This is a genomic window from Streptomyces sp. NPDC049541 (genome assembly GCF_044465725.1).
Classification (GTDB): domain Bacteria; phylum Actinomycetota; class Actinomycetes; order Streptomycetales; family Streptomycetaceae; genus Streptomyces.
Genome location: NZ_JBITLY010000004.1, coordinates 509,067 through 525,517 on the forward strand (window position 1 = coordinate 509,067; position 16,451 = coordinate 525,517).

Below are 16,451 nucleotides of genomic sequence, written 5' to 3' on the forward strand. Positions count from 1 at the left end.
ATGGAAGAAGGTGTGCATGAAACGCAAACCGCTCTTCATGTCCCTGGTGGCCGCCCTGCTCCTCGTCCTGACAACCGCGGGCACCTCGTTCGGCAGCGGCCTGAGGGCACCCGCGGCGGCGAGCAGCGGCTGCGGCAAGGCCCCCGCGCTGACGAGTGGTAACCACACGATTCAGAGCGGCGGCCAGAACCGCAGTTACATCCTGCGGGTCCCCGCCGGCTACGACAACAACCACCCCTACCGGCTGATCTTCGGCTTCCACTGGCGGGGCGGCACGGCGAACGACGTCGACTCGGGCGGAACGGACGGATACAACTGGTCCTACTACGGCCTCAGGCGCCTGGCGGACAGCGCGAACAACGGCACGATCTTCGTCGCCCCGCAGGGCAACGGCAACGGCTGGGCCAACCCCGGTGGCCAGGACGTGGCCTTCGTCGACGCCCTGGTCAACCAGATCGAGTCGGGCCTGTGCGTCGACACCACCCAGCTGTTCTCCGCCGGCTTCAGCTACGGCGGCGCGATGTCGTACGCCCTCGCCTGCTCCCGGGCGACGGTCTTCCGCGCGGTGGCGGTGTACTCCGGCGCGAACCTCAGCGGGTGCAACGGCGGCACCCAGCCCATCGCCTACATGGGTCTGCACGGCCTCCGGGACAACGTGCTGCCCATCTCACTGGGACGGGAACTGCGCGACACCTTCGTCCGGGCCAACGGCTGCACCCCGCAGAACCCGCCCGAGCCGGCCAACGGAAGCCTGACGCACATCATCACCACCTACTCAGGATGCAGGTCCGGATACCCCGTCGTCTGGGCCGCGTTCGACGGGGCGGGCCACGACCCCGGCCCCATCGACGGTTCCACCGGTGACGGCTGGCGCACCTGGACGTCCGCGGCGGTGTGGCAGTTCTTCACCCAGTTCGGCTCGAGCACGCCCCCGCCCGACCCGCAGCCCTCAGGCAACCAGAAGATCGTCGGCCAGCAGTCGGGGCGCTGCCTCGACATCAACAACTTCACCACCGCCAACGGCACCCAGGCACAACTGTGGGACTGCAACGGCGGCTCCAACCAACGGTGGACCTACAGCACCGGAAAGCAGCTGGTCGTCTACGGCAACAAGTGCCTGGGCGTCGGCCAGGGAGCGGGGAACGGCACCGCGGCGGCGATCTGGGACTGCAGCGGGCAGGCGGACCAGCAATGGAACGTGAATCCCGACGGCACGATCACAGCAGTGCAGTCGGGTCTCTGTCTGGACGCCGTCGGCCAGGGAACAGCCAACGGAACGAAGATCCAACTGTGGAGCTGCACGGGCGGCGCGAACCAGCACTGGCGCCTGGAGAACTGAAACGCTGAGGCCGGGGACGGCACGCCGCCTCCCCGGCCCCGGCACCTCGGTGCACAGGACGATCGGGCCGACGGGCTGCCCCTGTACGGATCCCTGGTGACACATGGGGCGAAGGCCTCATCAGCCCAAAAAACGCTTGGACGCCGTGGGTGTCGTCGCGGGACACTCCCATCCCGCCGAACTACCACACGGGATCGGGATGGGATCACCTCAACCAAGCAAGGTGTCTCCGCGCAGGGGCTCCGTGCTCCTCGCACTTCGTTACTACGGACGGGAGTTGGGCCGGCTACGGGTGTGGACCGTGCCCGGCATGCTGCTCCCGTCTCTCGGCAACATCGGGATCAACTACATCGCGCCGCTGGTCGTCGCGAAGCTCGTCGGCCGTATCGCCGGGAACGCAGACATCGGCATCGGTGCGACGCTGCCGTACGTCCTCGCCTTCGCCGGTGTCCTGCTGCTGGCGGAGGCGCTGTGGCGGATCGGTCTGCACTGCCTGAACCGCCTCGACGCCCTGGGCATCGAGCACCTGTACGTGCTCGGCATGGACGAACTGTTCGCCAAGGACGCCGCCTTCTTCCACGACAACTTCGCCGGGGCCCTCACCAAGCGGGTGCTGAGTTTCGCCTCCCGCTTTGAGGAGTTCGCCGACACACTGACCTTCAGCGTCATGGGCAGCCTCGTACCGCTGCTGTTCGGGTCGGTGGTGCTGTGGCGCTACGAACCGCTGCTCGTCGTCGGGCTGCTGGCGATGATCGCGGTGACGGCGCTGTGCGTCGCGCCGCTCATCCGGCGCCGCCAGCGCCTCGTCGACCAGCGGGAGGAGGCGATCGCCCGGGTGTCGGGGCATGTCGCCGACAGCCTGATGAACATGGACACGGTCCGGGCGTTCGCCGCCGAGCGCCGCGAGGCCGCCGAGCACCGCACCCGCGTCGCCCACTCGCGGCGGCTCACACTGCGGTCGTGGGACTACGGCAACCTGCGCATCGACACGCTCGTCGCGCCGATGTCCGTAGTGACCAATGTGCTGGGCCTGCTGCTCGCGGTCGCGCTCGGCGGGGGCGAGCACGGCGTGGAGGCGGTCGTGGTGGCCTTCACGTACTACAGCAACGCCACAAAGATCATGTTCGAGTTCAACCAGATCTACCGCCGCCTGGAGAGCTCGATGACGGAGGCCGCACAGTTCACCGAGCTGCTGCTGGTCCCGCCGACCGTGCTCGACCCGGCGTCGCCGGAGCCACTGCTGCCGGGGCCCGCCGACGTCCGCTTCGAGCGGGTGACCTTCGCCCACGGAGGCGGTGACCCGCTCTTCCGGGGCCTCGACCTGGCCGTGCCCAGCGGCACGAAGATCGGTCTCGTCGGCCGCTCGGGCGGCGGCAAGACCACGCTGTCACGGCTCCTCCTGCGGATGATGGACATCGACGGCGGCCGGATCCTGGTCGGCGGTCAGGACATCAGCCGGATGCGCCAGGCCGACCTGCGCGGACTGATCGCCTATGTGCCGCAGGACCCGGCCATGTTCCACCGCACGCTGAAGGAGAACATCGCCTTCGCCCGGCCGGACGCCACCGACGCCGAGATCCGCCGCGCGGCCGAGGCGGCGCACGTGACGGAGTTCGCCGACGCGCTGCCGGACGGCTTCGACACCATGGTCGGCGAGCGCGGAATCAAGCTGTCCGGCGGACAGCGCCAGCGGGTCGCCCTGGCCCGGGCGATCCTGCGGGACGCGCCGATCCTGCTGCTCGACGAGGCGACCAGCGCCCTGGACTCCGAGAGCGAGGTCCTGGTGCAGGAGGCGCTGTGGCGGCTGATGGAGGGGCGGACGGCGCTCGTGGTGGCGCACCGGCTGAGCACGGTCGCCGGAATGGACCGGCTCGTCGTCCTCGACCGCGGCCGGATCGTCGAGCAGGGCACGCACCAGGAACTGCTCGCGGCCCAGGGCGCCTACGCGAAGCTGTGGCAGCACCAGTCGGGAGGGTTCCTCGACGACAGTGCCGTGGACGACAGTGCCGGGGACGACACTGCTGGGGACGACAGTGCCGTCGCAGAGAGTGCGAGGGAGGACACCGCCCTGGACGGCAGTCCCGCCCCGGCCGACCTGCACTGACCGGCCGGTCACGCCCGTCTGGGGGCCTCTTCGCCCTGCGCATCCCTCTCGTTCTGCCGGTGGGGAAGCGTGGGGCGGAGGTCTCCGGTGGCCATCCTGGCCACCATCTCGGCGAGCTGCCCGCAGGCCCGGGCGATCTCCTGCTGGGTCTGGTTCCGCTCGCTGACCACCGCCCCGAGCAGCAGGGCGGTCAGCGCGGCGGAGCCGTTGAACGCCTGCAGCGTGATCATGTTGATGAGCAGGTCGTGACCGTGGAACGGGCCCGATCCCCGGGCGGCCGCGATGATCGCGAAGGTCGACACGGCCAGTGCGCAGGGCGCGGCCCCCGCCAACTGGAAGCGGAAGGCCGCCCAGATCAGCAGCGGAATACCGAGGAACAGCAGCGGCGCACGGCTGATCTCGAGGAAACCGACACCGATGGCGGCGGCCCCCAGCAGCAGTCCCTCCACCCACCGGGACGGCGGAGCGTCCTTCGGCCGGTGTGCCGAGCGCAGGACGAGCAGCACGGGCGTGACCACCAGGACGCCCATCGCGTCACCGGTCCACCACACCGACCACGTCGGCCAGAAGTCACCCGGGCCGAGCACTCCGGCGAGGGCCAGGGTCGCGGTGCCGGTCGTCGAGCTGACCAGCATGCCGGTGAACGCGCCGAGAAAGATCAGGGCCAGGGCGTCCCGCAAACGGTCCAGGGCGTTGCGGAAGCCCGCCTGGCGCAGCAGCTCGCAGGAGCAGACGGGTGCGAGGGTGTTGCCCGCCACGATGGCGAGCACGGCCGGCAGGGACGGCCCCAGCGACACGTTGACCAGGAACGCGCCGAGGGCGATCCCGGGCCACACCCGCCGGCCGCGCAGGAGCAGGCTCGCCACCGCGATACCGCTGGGCGGCCACAGCGGCGTGACCTGACCGCGCACCAGCTGCTGGAGCAGCCCCACCTTGGCCGAGCCGAAATACAGCGCGGCAATGACACAGATCTCGAGGGCGGCCGAGCCGCTGTGCCGGAGCCGTTCCTGCCGCGCGACAGCCATCGGCGACCTCCGTGTCGACATCGCCCGAACCCCATCATCCGCCGGATCCCGCGGATCCTCCACGGTGCCGGACCGCTCGGCGGTGCCGGTCAGCTGGGCAGCGCGCGCAGGGCGAGGACGGCCATGTCGTCGTGACCGTCGCTGGGGTGGTGGTCGGCCAGTGCCTGGACGAACAACGGCAGGGGCAGGGTGGCATGGGCCGCGGCGAGTTCGGCGAGTTCGGCGAGGCTCTCGTCGATGGGGTGGTCGGGATGTTCGACCAGGCCGTCGGTGAAGAAGACCACGGTGGCAGCCGGGGGCAGGAGACGGGAGTGGTCGGGCCGGGCCTGCGCGGTGTCGACGCCGAGAGGCAGCCCGGGCTCGACGAGCAGGTACTCCACCTGGCCGTCAGGTGTCATCAGCAGGGGCGGGAGGTGGCCCGCGCTGCTCCAGCGCAGGCGCCAGCCCGGCCCCTCCGGTTCGATGCGGGCCAGGAGGGTGGTCGTGACGGGGTTGTCGGTGAGGGCCTCCAGGGTCCGGTCGAGCTGGGCGAGGATCGCACCGGGCGCATTGCGCCGGTCGAACAGCAGCGCACGCAGCATGTTGCGCGTGGAGGCCATGGCGGCCGCGGCATGCAGATCGTGGCCGACCACGTCGCCGATGACGACGGCCACCATGTCGTCGGGCAGTGGGATGGCGTCGTACCAGTCCCCGCCGAGCTGACTGGGCTCGGCGGCGGGCCGGTAGACGGCGGCGGCGGTGAACGGCCCCAGATCGGGCAGGGTGGGCAGCAGAAGCCGCTGGAACTGCTCGGCTCCGACCCGGATCCGTTCGAAGAGGCGGACGTTCTCGATCGCGATGCCGGCCGCGCCGGCCAGGGCGACGACGACGTTCTCGTCGTACACGTCGAAGGGCTGCCCGTCGCGCCGCTCGGACAGATAGAGGTCGCCGTAGATCTCGCCGCGCACGCTGATGGCGACGCCGAGCAGGGTGTGCAGGCGCGGATGGTCGGGCGGGAACCCGGCGGAGGACGGATGGGCCGGGATGTCCTCGACCCGCAGCGGCTCGGGACAGCGGATCAGATGGCCGAGGACGCCCAGGCCGCGAGGCAGGCCGGTCTTGGCCAGAGCGTTGCGTTCCTGCTCGGACAGACCGGCCGAGATGAACTGCTCCAGGCCCTCCCCGGACTCGTTCAGCACGCCCAGTGCCCCGTAGCGGGCGCCCACCAGGTCCATGGCGGTGGTCACGATGCGGTGCAGCACCGCGGGCAGCTCCACCTCGCGGCTGATCGCCATCACCGCGTCCAGCAGGCCCTGCAGCCGGTCCATGGTGGACAGCAGGGTGCGCAGCTGCTCGTCGATCCGGCCCACCTCGGAACGCAGACGCAGCTGCAGGTCGCTCAGGTCAGGCTGCCTGGGCTGTCTTCCTTCCCGGTCTCCCGTCATGGCCGCCTCCTGAACCGGTCCCCACACCAGCGTCGCACGGCCGACCAGGGCGAACGGCAATTACTCCACCGGCGGCGCGGTCCGCGAACCGCCCCTTCCGCTCGCCGGCGACGTCCCCCGCGCCCGAACGCGGCCCGCTGTGCACCACGCCGGCGATCGAAAGGGCCGCGTCCACCACGTTGCCCACGAACAGGTGCAGCAGGGAGCGCCGTGCCTCGGGCCGGCCGAACAGCAGCTCCGACTGCGCGACGGCCCGGGCATGGTTGTCCACCCGCACGGGCAGCCCGGTGTGCCGCCGCAGCTCGGCCGCCAGCGGGCGCTGGTGCCAGCCGAGCGCGTCATGCCGTACGACCGTGCCGGTCTCCGGGGCCACCCAGCCGCCGATCGCCGCACCGGCTCCGAGGACCCTCGCGCCGGCCGGGGTGCGGTCGGCGATGAAACGGGCCAGTGCACGGCCCAGGTGCTCCGGCAGGTCGGCGGTGGGTATCCCGTCGTGCCGGACCTGCTGCCGGGCCACGACCGTGCCGCGCAGATCGGTCAGCCCGAAGTCCGCGCCGAGCACCCCGATGTGCACGCCCGCGACCAGCGGCCCGCCCGCGCCGCCGGTCCGCAGGTCCACCGGGATCTGCGGCCTGCCCACCCCGCTCGCCGCGACCAGCTCCGGCACCTCGCACACCAGGCCGAGCCTGGCCAGGTCGGTGCACTGGCGGGAGACGGCCGCCGGACTCAGCCCGGACAGCCGGGCTATCCCGCTGCGGGCGACCGGACCGTGGTCGAGCACGGCCCGCAGCACCGACGCGGCGTTGGCCTCCCGGCGGCCGTCGCCCGAGGTGCGCGCGGTGGGGGGGAACGGTCGTCGACATGGCAGGCCTTCTCGGTCTCGCGGTTTCCGTCCGGCGGGGGTGACAGGGTCCAACATGCCGTGTCCCCGGCCGGTTTGGCGACCGGGAGTGGCCGGGACCACGGCTGGCATGGCGGGCGTGTTGCAGGGTCGTGAAACGGCCCGGGGGAGTGTTGACCGGCGTGCGGCGGCCGCCCAAGCTCGTTGAGGAACCCCTACCCCCGTCATTCTTCACCGGCCCGGCCCCCACCTGCCCGGATTTCCTTCCGCTCGGAAAGCAACTAACCGCCGTCACCTCGCGAGGAACCCTCCCATGACCTCCACCGCACCCGCCGCGACCCTCGCCGTCGAGAAGGTCGGCGGCCGCATCGGCGCCGTCGTCTCCGGTGTCCGCCTCGGCGGCGACCTCCCCGAGCCCGTGGTGGCGGCGATCCGTGCCGCGATCTTGGAGCACAAGGTCGTCTTCTTCCGCGACCAGCACCACCTCGACGCCGACAGCCACGAGGCCTTCGGCCGGCTCCTCGGAGAGCCCGTCGCCCACCCCACCGTCCCCTCCGTCGACGGCAAGTACGCCTTCGGCGTCGACAACGACCACGGCGGCCGAGCCAACCAGTGGCACTCCGACGTGACGTTCGTGCCCGCCTACCCCGCCTTCTCGATCCTGCGCGCCGAGGTCGTCCCGCCGTACGGCGGCAACACCCTGTGGGGCAACACGGCCGCCGCCTACGCCGAACTCCCCGACGCCCTCAAGCTGTTGGCGGACAACCTGCGGGCCGAGCACAGCAACGACTACGACTACGCGGAGGCGCGCCCGGAGGCACGCGCCGGCGAACTGGAGCAGCACCGCAAGGTGTTCACCTCCACGAAGTTCCGCACCGACCACCCGGTGGTGCGGGTGCACCCGGAGACCGGGGAACGCGCCCTGGTGCTGGGCAGCTTCGTCAAGCGCCTGGTCGGCCTGCGCGGCCCGGACTCGCGGGCGATCATCGGTGTCCTCCAGTCGCACGTCGAGCGCCCGGAGAACACCGTCCGCTGGCAGTGGCGCTCCGGCGACGTCGCCGTCTGGGACAACCGGGCCACCCAGCACTACGGCGTCGACGACTCCGGCGACCACGCGCGCACCCTGCGTCGCGTCACCATCGACGGTGACGTGCCGGTGGGCGTGGACGGCCGCCGCTCGGTACTCCTGGAGCCGACGTCGGTGCCGGAGCCGACGTACGGGATCGCCTCCGGCGCCTCCACGGACGGCAAGGTCGCCGAGGAGGGCGTCAAGGCGCCCGCATGACGTCCAAGGCGGCCCACAGGGAGAGCGGAGAAGCAGGCCTGCGGCGACGAGAGATCACTACCCTGTCCGTGTGCTGTCATACGACGAACTGACCTCTCCGGAACGCGAGTTGTGGGACGCGTTTCCCGAAGGGCGCCGCGTGGATCTGCGGTCCGGTGTGGGCGAGGACGACCGGGTGGCCGACGGCGGGCGGTGGGGGGCCGGGCGTACCGTCCGGGCCGAAGTGATCGTCGCGCTGCTGCTCGGTGTGCACGCGGTGCAGCCCGGCGCGGTGGGCGCCCTGGCGCTTGCGGGCGCGCGGATAACCGGCCGGATCAACCTGGCCGGAGCGCGGATCGATCACCCTCTCTGGATCGAGGACTGCTGGTTCGAGCGGGACGTCAGCCTCTTCGGGGCCGAGACCCGCACCGTCGCGATCACCCGCAGCCGGATACCCGGCCTCGAAGCCGGGTCGGCCCGCATCGAAGGACGTCTCGACCTGCTGGGGTCGACCGTGGAGGCCGGCCCGGTCTCCACCTTCCACCGGGAGCTCAGCGCCCTGTCCCTCACCCACGCGCACGTGACCGGCGGAGTGAACCTCAACAAGGCCCGGCTGCTCGCGCCCGAGGGGTGGGCGCTGTCGGCCGGTGGCCTGGTCACGGACGGAGGCCTCTTCTGCGGGGGCGGCTTCGTCGCGCACGGTGAAGTGCGGCTGCTGGGCGCACAGTTGCCGGGCGGGCTGTTCATGCAGGGCGCGCAACTGGAGCGCCCCGGCCCGCGCGGGGTGGCCCTCGCCCTGGACAACGCCGTGGCTTCGACGCTCGAGTTCTCCCGCGGCTTCACCGCGAACGGCACCGTGCGTCTGCGCGGTACCCGGGTCTCGGACAACGTGACCTTCCAGGGAGCCGTCCTGAACGGGCCTGGCGAGGGTGACGGCCCGGCCCTGCTGTGTGCGCTCATGCAGGCCGTCGACTTCGACCTCACCCTCGCCCGCCCGCCGTCCCAGGCGGTGGACCTGCGGGGCGCGCAGGTGTCGTATCTCCACGACAACGAGCACAGCTGGCCGCAGACGGTGGAGTTGGACGGCTTCGTCTACGGCTCCATCAAGGTGACCGTGGCGGGCGATCGGCGTGAGGCGGTGGGGTGGCCGGGCTCCGTGGCGCACCGCATGCGGTGGATAGGACGCAGCCCCGGCTACAGCCCCCAGCCGTACGAGCAGTTGGCGAGTTGGTACCGCAAGGCCGGCCATGACGGCGACGCCCGCCGGGTGCTGCTGGCCAAGCAGCGGCATCGGCGGCGCACGCTGCGGCCGGCGGCCCGCGCCTGGGGGCAGTTGCTGGACGTGACCGTGGGCTACGGCTACCGGCCCTGGCTGGCGGGTGTCTGGCTGCTCGTGCTGACCTTGCTGGGGACCCTGACGTTCAGAGCGCACAGCCCCACCCGCGTGCAGGCGGGCGAGGGGCCACGGTTCCAGCCCCTCGTCTACACCCTCGACCTGTTGATCCCGATCGGCGGCCTGGGCCAGCGCACCACCTGGTACTGGACGAGCGGCGCCCTCCAGTGGCTGGCCTATCTGCTGATCGCCTTCGGCTGGGTGCTGACGACGGCCGTCATCGCGGGCGTGACCCGCGCCCTGCAGAAGAACGAGACGGCCGCGACCGCCGCGTGCGTCCACTGCACTGTCCGCATGGCGGGACGGCCCTCTTGACGTGGCTCCGAGCCGGACCGACACTCCAGAGGAGAATCCTAGTGAATAGGTAGGGAAACGCATGGGGCGCCTTGAGCCGGTCACCGTCCGAGTGATCCGTCCGCCTCTCCTCACCTCCCGCCGTCACATCGATCTGCAGCGTGTCTGCAGTGCGATCAGCCCCCGGGGCTGAGTCCGCCCGACGTCGCTTCCGCTGCGCGTACGTCCGCGCCCTCACCCGGGGAGACCCATGTCCGTCACACCGCTGGCCGCCCACACCTCCACCCAGCCCGCGCCCGCGTTCCGCGGCCGGATCGGCAGCGACGCCCGCAGCGGCCACTACGCCGTACCGGGCCGCTACCGCCTCCATCTGTCGACCGCGTGTCCGGACGGCCTGCGCATCGCCGTCATCCACAGCCTGCTCGGCCTGGACACCGTCTGTCCGGCGACCTTCCTGCCCGCCGTCCCCGACACCCCCGAAGGCGGCCACTGCGTGCTGCGCCCGCTGTACGAGGCGAGCGCGCACCACTACACCGGTCCGGCCGTCGCGCCCGTGCTCAGCGACGACTGGTCCGGACGGATCGTCAGCACACACGCCCCGGACATCATGCGCGACCTCGCCCGCCGTTTCGGCAGCGACCGGCCCTCGCCGTACCCGTGCGGCGCGGAGTCGGAGATCGAGGCCGTCGAGCGGATGTGCGCGCAGGGCATTCAGGACGCCGCGCAACGCGCCGGATCGGCCGGCGGTGCGGAGTCGGAGCGCGCGGCGTCGCTCGAGACGCTGCTCGAGACGCTCGGTGCACTGGAGCGGTGGCTGGTCGGGCGGACGTACATGATCCGTGACGAAGTCACCGCCGCGGACGTCGAGTTGTGGGTCGCGCTGGTCCAACTCGACACCGTGCACCGCAATCACTTGGACGCCGGTGCCGTCCAGCGGATCGCCGGCCACCCCACCCTGTGGGCCTACGCCCGCCGGCTGGCCGCCCATCCGGCCTTCGGCCCGCACCTCGACCTGGACGGCATCGCCCGGCGCCACCACGCCCGTTGCCAGGGCCTGGAGGCCGCCGGAGCCGCTGTCCAGATCCTGGACTGGGCGGCCCACGCCTCCCGCTAGCCGTTCCACTCGGTGGACCGGCGTTGACATTACCTCCGGCAACTGTCTTAACTTTGCCCACCTTTCGTAAGCACGGGGCCCACCAGGGCCGGAACAGTGATGGTGACGCCATGTACGCAGCTCCCAGGACGGCCGCACGCCGCCCTCAGGGCTGCGTACAGCCGTACGCGAGCCTGCTGAACCTGTTCGCCGCCGACCGTGCCGTCGATCTGCTCCGTGTGAGCAGCGCACTGTGTACCGCACCGGGCCGTGCCCGCTGTCGGGGCTGACACCTCCCCACAGCCCCCGCACCCCCTGACGAACACCGCCCGCGCGGTGTGCCGTTGTCCTCCCCGCCCCCGGTGCCCCTGCACACCCGTGCGCTGAGCAAGCCGCTCCAGCGCAGGGCTGCCGCGGCCTGTGGGGTGTCCGACTCCGCCGGAGCCCACCATGAGTGAACCCCCTGGCGCCACCGTCGCCCTCGCCGATGCGCCGCCCGCCGACGAACAGGCAAAGCCCCTCGCCGCACAGCGGGTTCTGCCGCTGCGCAGGCCGGGACGCTGGATCGCCACCGCCGTCGTCCTGGTCCTCGCGGCCCAGTTCGTGCACGGCCTGACGACCAACCCGTTCTACCAGTGGGACCGGTTCGGCTACTGGTTCCTGCGGCCGAACATCGTCGACGGCCTGCTCATCACCCTCGAAGTCGCCGCCTACAGCGCGGTGTTGGGCCTGGCCGGCGGCATCGTCCTCGCCCTGGCCCGGCTCTCGAAGAGCCCGGTGCTGCGGGCCGTCAGCTGGACCTACATCTGGGCGCTGCGCTCCATCCCGCTCATCGTGGTGCTGCTCTTCCTCTACAACTTCAGCGCCCTGTACAAGACGCTCAGCGTCGGCGTCCCGTTCGGACCGGCCTTCCTCTCCTTCGACGAGTCCAAGCTCGCCACCGACATGGTCGTCGCCGTCATCGGCCTCAGCCTCAACGAGGCGGCCTACGCGGCCGAGGTCGTCCGCGGCGGCATCCTCTCCGTCGACCAGGGCCAGCACGAGGCGGCGGCGGCCCTGGGCCTGCCGAAGAGCTACCAGTTCACGAAGATCGTCTTCCCGCAGGCGCTGCGCTCCATCACCCCGAACTACGTCAACCAGCTCATCGGCCTGATCAAGAGCACCTCGCTGGTCTTCTACGTCTCACTGCTCGACCTGTTCGGCACCGCGCAGTCCATGGGCGCCACCTACCCCGGCGACATCGTGCCGCTGCTGCTGGTCGCCACCGTCTGGTACCTGATCCTGACCAGCGTCGTCTCCGTCATCCAGTTCTACGTCGAGCGGTACTACGCCCGGGGCGCCACCCGCTCCCTGCCGCCGACACCGTTGCAGAAGCTCCGCACCGGTCTCACCGACCTGCGAGCCCGTATCCGCAGGGAGGCCGCCGTATGAGCGCGAAAACCCTCGAGGCCCTGGCCGACGTCGAGGCCGCCACCGTCGAGGTGCACGACGTGCACAAGTGGTACGGCGCCCACCGCGTCCTCAACGGCATCGACCTGACGGTGCGGCCGGGCGAGGTGACCGTGATCCTCGGTCCGTCCGGCTCCGGCAAGTCCACCCTGCTGCGGGTCATCAACCACCTGGAGAAGCCGGAGATCGGCCACGTCAGCATCAACGGCGAACTGATCGGCGTGAAGCGGCAGGGCGACCGGCTGAAGGAACTGAGCGAGCGGGCCATCCTCAATCAGCGCGGCCGGATCGGTTTCGTCTTCCAGAACTTCAACCTCTTCCCGCATCTGACGGTCCTGGACAACGTGGCCGCAGCCCCGGTCGCCACCGGCAGGCTCGGCAAGCCCGAAGCGCAGCAACTGGCCCGCGAGTTGCTCGGCCGGGTCGGGCTCGCCGACAAGACCGGCGCCTACCCGCGCCAGCTCTCCGGCGGCCAGCAGCAGCGCGTCGCCATCGCCCGCGCCCTCGCCCTGCGCCCCGGCGTCATCCTCTTCGACGAGCCCACCTCCGCCCTCGACCCCGAACTCGTCGGCGAGGTCCTCGCCGTCATCAAGGACCTGGCGACCAGCGGCACCACCCTCGTCATCGTCACCCACGAGATCGGCTTCGCCCGCGAGATAGCCGACCGGGTCGTCTTCATCGACGGCGGAAGGATCGTCGAACAGGGCCCACCCTCGGAGATCCTCGACAAGCCGCAGCACGAGCGCACCAGGGACTTCCTCAGCAAGGTCCTCTGACCCCCTGACACACCTGCACGCCCCACGACTTCCCCCCACGCCACCACCTCATCACCCTCCCAGCGACAAGGAACGGCCATGTCTGTCCACTTCACCCGACGCAGCCTGACACGCGGCATCACCGCGGCGACCGCGGTCGCCACCCTCGCCACCGGGCTCGCCGCCTGCGGTGGGAACAGCGACGCGGCCACCACGACCGGCGCCGCCGACGGGACCGTGACCGTCGGACAGCTCTCCAACGGCGCAGCCAAGCAGACCGGCCTCAAGGTCTCCGAGGTCAAGTCGATCAGCGCGGAACTGCCCAAGTCCGTCAAGAGCAGCGGCAAGCTGGAGATCGGCATCGGCGCCCTGCCCGCCGGGTTCGCACCGCTGGCCTATGTCGGCAGCGACCAGAAGACCCTCACCGGCGCCGAGCCCGACTTCGGCCGCCTGGTCGCCGCCGTCCTCGGCCTGAAGCCCGAGCTGAAGAACTTCACCTGGGAGAACCTCTTCGTCGGCATCGACAGCGGCAAGGTGAACGTGGCCTTCTCGAACGTCACCGACACCGAGGAGCGCAAGAAGAAGTACGAGTTCGCCTCGTACCGCAAGGACAACCTCGGCTTCGAGGTGCTCAAGTCCAGCAAGTGGAACTTCGACGGCAACTACGAGAACCTCGCCGGCAAGACCGTCTCCGTCGGCGCCGGCACCAACCAGGAGAAGATCCTCCTGGAGTGGAAGAAGAAGCTGGAGAGCGAGGGCAAGAAGCTCACCGTCAAGTACTACCCGGACCGCAACGGCACCTACCTGGCCCTCAACAGCGGCAAGATCGACTCCTTCTTCGGGCCCAACCCCGGCATCGCCTACCACATCACCCAGTCCGCGAGCACGCCCAACCCGACGCGGAACGCGGGCACCTACTCGGGCGCCGGCGCCTCGCTGCAGGGCCTGATCGCCGCCACCGCCAAGAAGGACAGCGGCCTCGCCAAGCCGCTCGCCGACGCCATCAACTACCTCATCAAGAACGGCCAGTACGCCAAGTGGCTGGCCGCCTGGAACCTCTCCAACGAGGCCGTCGCCACGTCCGAGGTCAACCCGCCCGGCCTGCCGCTCGACAACTCCTGACCCGCCACCGCCAGGGGGCCCCACCGCCGCCCCGCGGCGGGGCCCCCGCTCCCAGGCCTTCGGAGACCGCCCCACGATGTCCGCCACCAGCATCGAAAGCATCGAAGCCCCCTCCTCGCACCTTCTGGACAACCCTGCCTGGGCTGCCCTGATCGGCCCGCACGCGCACTTCGCCGAACGCGTCGGCCGCGCCGCCCGCTACCGGCAGGACGTGGCCCCGTTCTACGCCCTCGCCGACACCGGAGACCCACAGGCCTGGGCCGACCTGGCCACCCTCGTCGGACCGGGCGGCACCGCCTCGGTGCGCGGGGTGACCGAGGCACCGGCCGGTTGGGAGGTCCTGCGCACCGGACAGGGCGTCCAGCTCGTGGACACCGGCCTGCGCGCCGAACCCGACCCGGAAGCCGTACGGCTCGGCCCCGACGACGTACCCGAGATCCTCGACCTGGTCGCCCGCACCGAACCGGGCCCCTATCTGCCCCGCACCGTCGAGATGGGCACCTACCTCGGCATCCGCCACCGCGGACGCCTGATCGCCCTGGCCGGCGAACGTCTCCACCCGCCCGGCTGGAGCGAGATCAGCGCCGTGTGCACCGACCCCGCCCACCGCGGCCGGGGCCTCGCCACTCGCCTGGTCCGCGCGGTAGCAGCCGGCATCAAGGAGCGCGGCGAACGCCCCTTCCTGCACGCCAGGGCCACCAACGCCGACGCCATCCGGCTCTACGAGTCGATCGGCTTCACCCTGCGCCGCCGTACGGTCTTCTCGCTCGTACGGCCGACCGGAGCCGTCGCCCTGGAAGAAACGGCATAGCCGTGGCGTTGTCCTTGTCGGAGGCCGGCTGTTCGCGCGTTCGGGCGGAGGTGTGGGACGTGACACGTGTACTCCGCGTCCGTGCCCACAACCCGCGCCACCGGGTCCGCCTGCACTCCCGGCCCCACATCGACCTCCAGCGCGTGGCCAGCGCCCTCTGTTGCTCCTGACCGTCCCCCAGCCTGCGGCCGGGGGAGCCCCCTCTCCCTTCGGTCGCCCTGCCGCCGTGCGCCCCGATCCCGCGGGCCGGCGATCTCGTACGGACCTCCAGGAAGGCACCCTTGTGTCCCCAACTCCCGCTTCCCGTCTGCATCTTGCCGTGGCCCTCGAGGGCTCCGGCTGGCACCCCGCCTCCTGGCGCGAGCAAGTGGCTCGCCCCCGGGACCTGTTCACCGCCGGATACTGGGCCGCCCAGGTCGCCGAGGCCGAGCGCGGACTGCTCGACTTCGTCACCTTCGAGGACGGCCTGGGCCTGCAGTCCTCGCGCTACGGCGAGCTGGACGGCCGTACCGACGAGGTACGGGGCCGCCTCGACGCCGTACTGATCGCATCCCGCATCGCCCCCCTCACCCGGCACATCGGCCTGGTGCCGACCGTGATCGCCACCCACACGGAGCCCTTCCACATCTCCAAGGCGATCGCCACCCTCGACTACGTGAGCACCGGACGCGCAGGCCTGCGGGTGCAGATCACCGCACGCCCGCACGAGGCCGACCACTTCGGCCGCCGCACCTTCCCGCCGATCGACCTGGCGGAACTCCAGAGCCCGGCCGGGCAGGAACGGCTCACCGAGCTCTTCGACGAGGCCGCCGACTACGTCGAGGTCGTGCGCCGGCTCTGGGACAGCTGGGAGGACGACGCGGAGATCCGGGACGTCGCCACCGGCCGCTTCATCGACCGCGACAAGCTGCACTACATCGACTTCGAGGGCAGGCACTTCAGCGTCAAGGGCCCCTCCATCACCCCACGTCCGCCGCAGGGCCAGCCCCTGGTCACCTCTCTCGGACACCAGACCGTCCCGTACCGGTTGATCGCCCGCCAGACCGACGTCGGCTACGTCACCCCGCACGACACCGACCAGGCACGCGCGATCGTCGCCGAGATCCGCGCCGAGCAGGAGGCCGCCGGGCGCGCCGGTGAACTCCTGCATGTCTTCGGTGACTTGGTGGTCTTCCTCGACGACGACCAGGCCGCCGCGGAGGACCGCCGTGCCCGTCTCGACGCCCTCGCGGCAGAGCCGTACACCAGCGACGCCCGCATCTTCGCCGGTACGCCCGCCCAACTCGCCGACCTGCTGCAGGAGTTCGCCGAGGCGGGGCTGACCGGGTTCCGGCTGCGGCCCGCTGTCGCCGGACACGACCTGCCCGCCATCGGACGGGGCCTGGTCCCCGAACTCCAGCGCCGCGGCGCCTTCCGCACCGCCTACGAGGCCGGCACCCTGCGCGGCCTGCTGGGCCTTGCCCGCCCCGTCAACCGCTACTCCCCCAAGCGCTCGGCTTCGCCCGCGCTCGGGGGGACCCCCACCGCCTGAGCCGGA

Annotated in this window: 15 protein-coding genes; 12 read left to right on the forward strand and 3 right to left on the reverse strand. The window is 71.1% G+C overall.

Annotation, left to right across the window (positions count from 1 at the left end):
- The first annotated feature begins 37 nt into the window (after window positions 1–37).
- Complete coding sequence (locus ACIBW9_RS18160) at window positions 38–1,339, forward strand: ricin-type beta-trefoil lectin domain protein (RefSeq protein ID WP_398956493.1); 1,302 nt, start codon at window positions 38–40, stop codon at window positions 1,337–1,339.
- Between the two features lie 199 nt (window positions 1,340–1,538).
- Entirely contained in the window at window positions 1,539–3,443 is a 1,905-nt protein-coding gene (locus tag ACIBW9_RS18165) for an ABC transporter ATP-binding protein (protein WP_398956073.1), read from the forward strand.
- An 8-nt stretch (window positions 3,444–3,451) separates the two neighbouring features.
- Here the strand turns inward: ACIBW9_RS18165 and ACIBW9_RS18170 are convergent, their stop codons facing one another.
- From ACIBW9_RS18170 to ACIBW9_RS18180, 3 genes are all read right to left on the reverse strand, one after another.
- Window positions 3,452–4,468 (reverse strand): MASE1 domain-containing protein, encoded by a 1,017-nt coding sequence (locus ACIBW9_RS18170; RefSeq protein WP_398956075.1) that lies wholly within the window; start codon window positions 4,466–4,468, stop codon window positions 3,452–3,454.
- 89 nt (window positions 4,469–4,557) lie between these two features.
- Entirely contained in the window at window positions 4,558–5,892 is a 1,335-nt protein-coding gene (locus ACIBW9_RS18175; protein ID WP_398956077.1) for a PP2C family protein-serine/threonine phosphatase, read from the reverse strand.
- The gene (locus ACIBW9_RS18180) at window positions 5,852–6,673 is read right to left on the reverse strand and encodes an ROK family protein (RefSeq protein ID WP_398956078.1); all 822 of its coding nucleotides are present in this window, start codon (window positions 6,671–6,673) and stop codon (window positions 5,852–5,854) included. Before ACIBW9_RS18180 ends, ACIBW9_RS18175 begins: the two co-directional genes overlap by 41 nt.
- Before the next feature lie 373 nt (window positions 6,674–7,046).
- On the opposite strand from ACIBW9_RS18180, the gene ACIBW9_RS18185 reads away from it, so the two are divergent.
- The 10 genes from ACIBW9_RS18185 (at window position 7,047) to ACIBW9_RS18230 (ending at window position 16,445) form a co-directional block, all read left to right on the forward strand.
- Entirely contained in the window at window positions 7,047–8,018 is a 972-nt protein-coding gene (locus tag ACIBW9_RS18185; protein WP_398956080.1) for a TauD/TfdA dioxygenase family protein, read from the forward strand.
- Between the two features lie 70 nt (window positions 8,019–8,088).
- Window positions 8,089–9,705, forward strand: a complete 1,617-nt coding sequence (locus tag ACIBW9_RS18190; protein ID WP_398956082.1) for an oxidoreductase — start codon at window positions 8,089–8,091, stop codon at window positions 9,703–9,705.
- 61 nt (window positions 9,706–9,766) lie between these two features.
- Window positions 9,767–9,877 (forward strand): putative leader peptide, encoded by a 111-nt coding sequence (locus ACIBW9_RS18195; RefSeq protein ID WP_390694027.1) that lies wholly within the window; start codon window positions 9,767–9,769, stop codon window positions 9,875–9,877.
- A gap of 57 nt (window positions 9,878–9,934) precedes the next feature.
- Window positions 9,935–10,798, forward strand: coding sequence for a glutathione S-transferase C-terminal domain-containing protein (locus ACIBW9_RS18200; RefSeq protein WP_398956085.1), 864 nt, complete (start codon window positions 9,935–9,937; stop codon window positions 10,796–10,798).
- A 429-nt stretch (window positions 10,799–11,227) separates the two neighbouring features.
- On the forward strand, window positions 11,228–12,208 hold the full coding sequence (locus tag ACIBW9_RS18205) for an amino acid ABC transporter permease (protein WP_398956087.1): 981 nt from the start codon (window positions 11,228–11,230) through the stop codon (window positions 12,206–12,208).
- A complete protein-coding gene (locus tag ACIBW9_RS18210; RefSeq protein WP_398956089.1) occupies window positions 12,205–13,002 on the forward strand; it encodes an amino acid ABC transporter ATP-binding protein in 798 nt (265 codons plus the stop codon). Before ACIBW9_RS18205 ends, ACIBW9_RS18210 begins: the two co-directional genes overlap by 4 nt.
- Before the next feature lie 78 nt (window positions 13,003–13,080).
- The gene (locus tag ACIBW9_RS18215; RefSeq protein ID WP_398956091.1) at window positions 13,081–14,103 is read left to right on the forward strand and encodes an ABC transporter substrate-binding protein; all 1,023 of its coding nucleotides are present in this window, start codon (window positions 13,081–13,083) and stop codon (window positions 14,101–14,103) included.
- 76 nt (window positions 14,104–14,179) lie between these two features.
- Entirely contained in the window at window positions 14,180–14,914 is a 735-nt protein-coding gene (locus tag ACIBW9_RS18220) for a GNAT family N-acetyltransferase (RefSeq protein WP_398956093.1), read from the forward strand.
- A gap of 59 nt (window positions 14,915–14,973) precedes the next feature.
- Window positions 14,974–15,084: a putative leader peptide gene (locus tag ACIBW9_RS18225; protein WP_398956096.1), complete on the forward strand. Its 111-nt coding sequence runs from the start codon at window positions 14,974–14,976 to the stop codon at window positions 15,082–15,084.
- A 113-nt stretch (window positions 15,085–15,197) separates the two neighbouring features.
- The gene (locus ACIBW9_RS18230) at window positions 15,198–16,445 is read left to right on the forward strand and encodes an LLM class flavin-dependent oxidoreductase (protein WP_398956098.1); all 1,248 of its coding nucleotides are present in this window, start codon (window positions 15,198–15,200) and stop codon (window positions 16,443–16,445) included.
- Window positions 16,446–16,451: the final 6 nt, after the last annotated feature.

Bases quoted from the DNA above. Each gene is read 5' to 3' on its own strand.
- ACIBW9_RS18160 (WP_398956493.1), top strand. From the start codon at position 38: ATGTCCCTGGTGGCCGCCCTGCTCCTCGTCCTGACAACCGCGGGCACC.
- ACIBW9_RS18165 (WP_398956073.1), top strand. From the start codon at position 1,539: ATGGGATCACCTCAACCAAGCAAGGTGTCTCCGCGCAGGGGCTCCGTG.
- ACIBW9_RS18170 (WP_398956075.1), bottom strand. From the start codon at position 4,468: ATGGCTGTCGCGCGGCAGGAACGGCTCCGGCACAGCGGCTCGGCCGCC.
- ACIBW9_RS18175 (WP_398956077.1), bottom strand. From the start codon at position 5,892: ATGACGGGAGACCGGGAAGGAAGACAGCCCAGGCAGCCTGACCTGAGC.
- ACIBW9_RS18185 (WP_398956080.1), top strand. From the start codon at position 7,047: ATGACCTCCACCGCACCCGCCGCGACCCTCGCCGTCGAGAAGGTCGGC.
- ACIBW9_RS18195 (WP_390694027.1), top strand. From the start codon at position 9,767: ATGGGGCGCCTTGAGCCGGTCACCGTCCGAGTGATCCGTCCGCCTCTC.
- ACIBW9_RS18200 (WP_398956085.1), top strand. From the start codon at position 9,935: ATGTCCGTCACACCGCTGGCCGCCCACACCTCCACCCAGCCCGCGCCC.
- ACIBW9_RS18205 (WP_398956087.1), top strand. From the start codon at position 11,228: ATGAGTGAACCCCCTGGCGCCACCGTCGCCCTCGCCGATGCGCCGCCC.
- ACIBW9_RS18210 (WP_398956089.1), top strand. From the start codon at position 12,205: ATGAGCGCGAAAACCCTCGAGGCCCTGGCCGACGTCGAGGCCGCCACC.
- ACIBW9_RS18215 (WP_398956091.1), top strand. From the start codon at position 13,081: ATGTCTGTCCACTTCACCCGACGCAGCCTGACACGCGGCATCACCGCG.
- ACIBW9_RS18220 (WP_398956093.1), top strand. From the start codon at position 14,180: ATGTCCGCCACCAGCATCGAAAGCATCGAAGCCCCCTCCTCGCACCTT.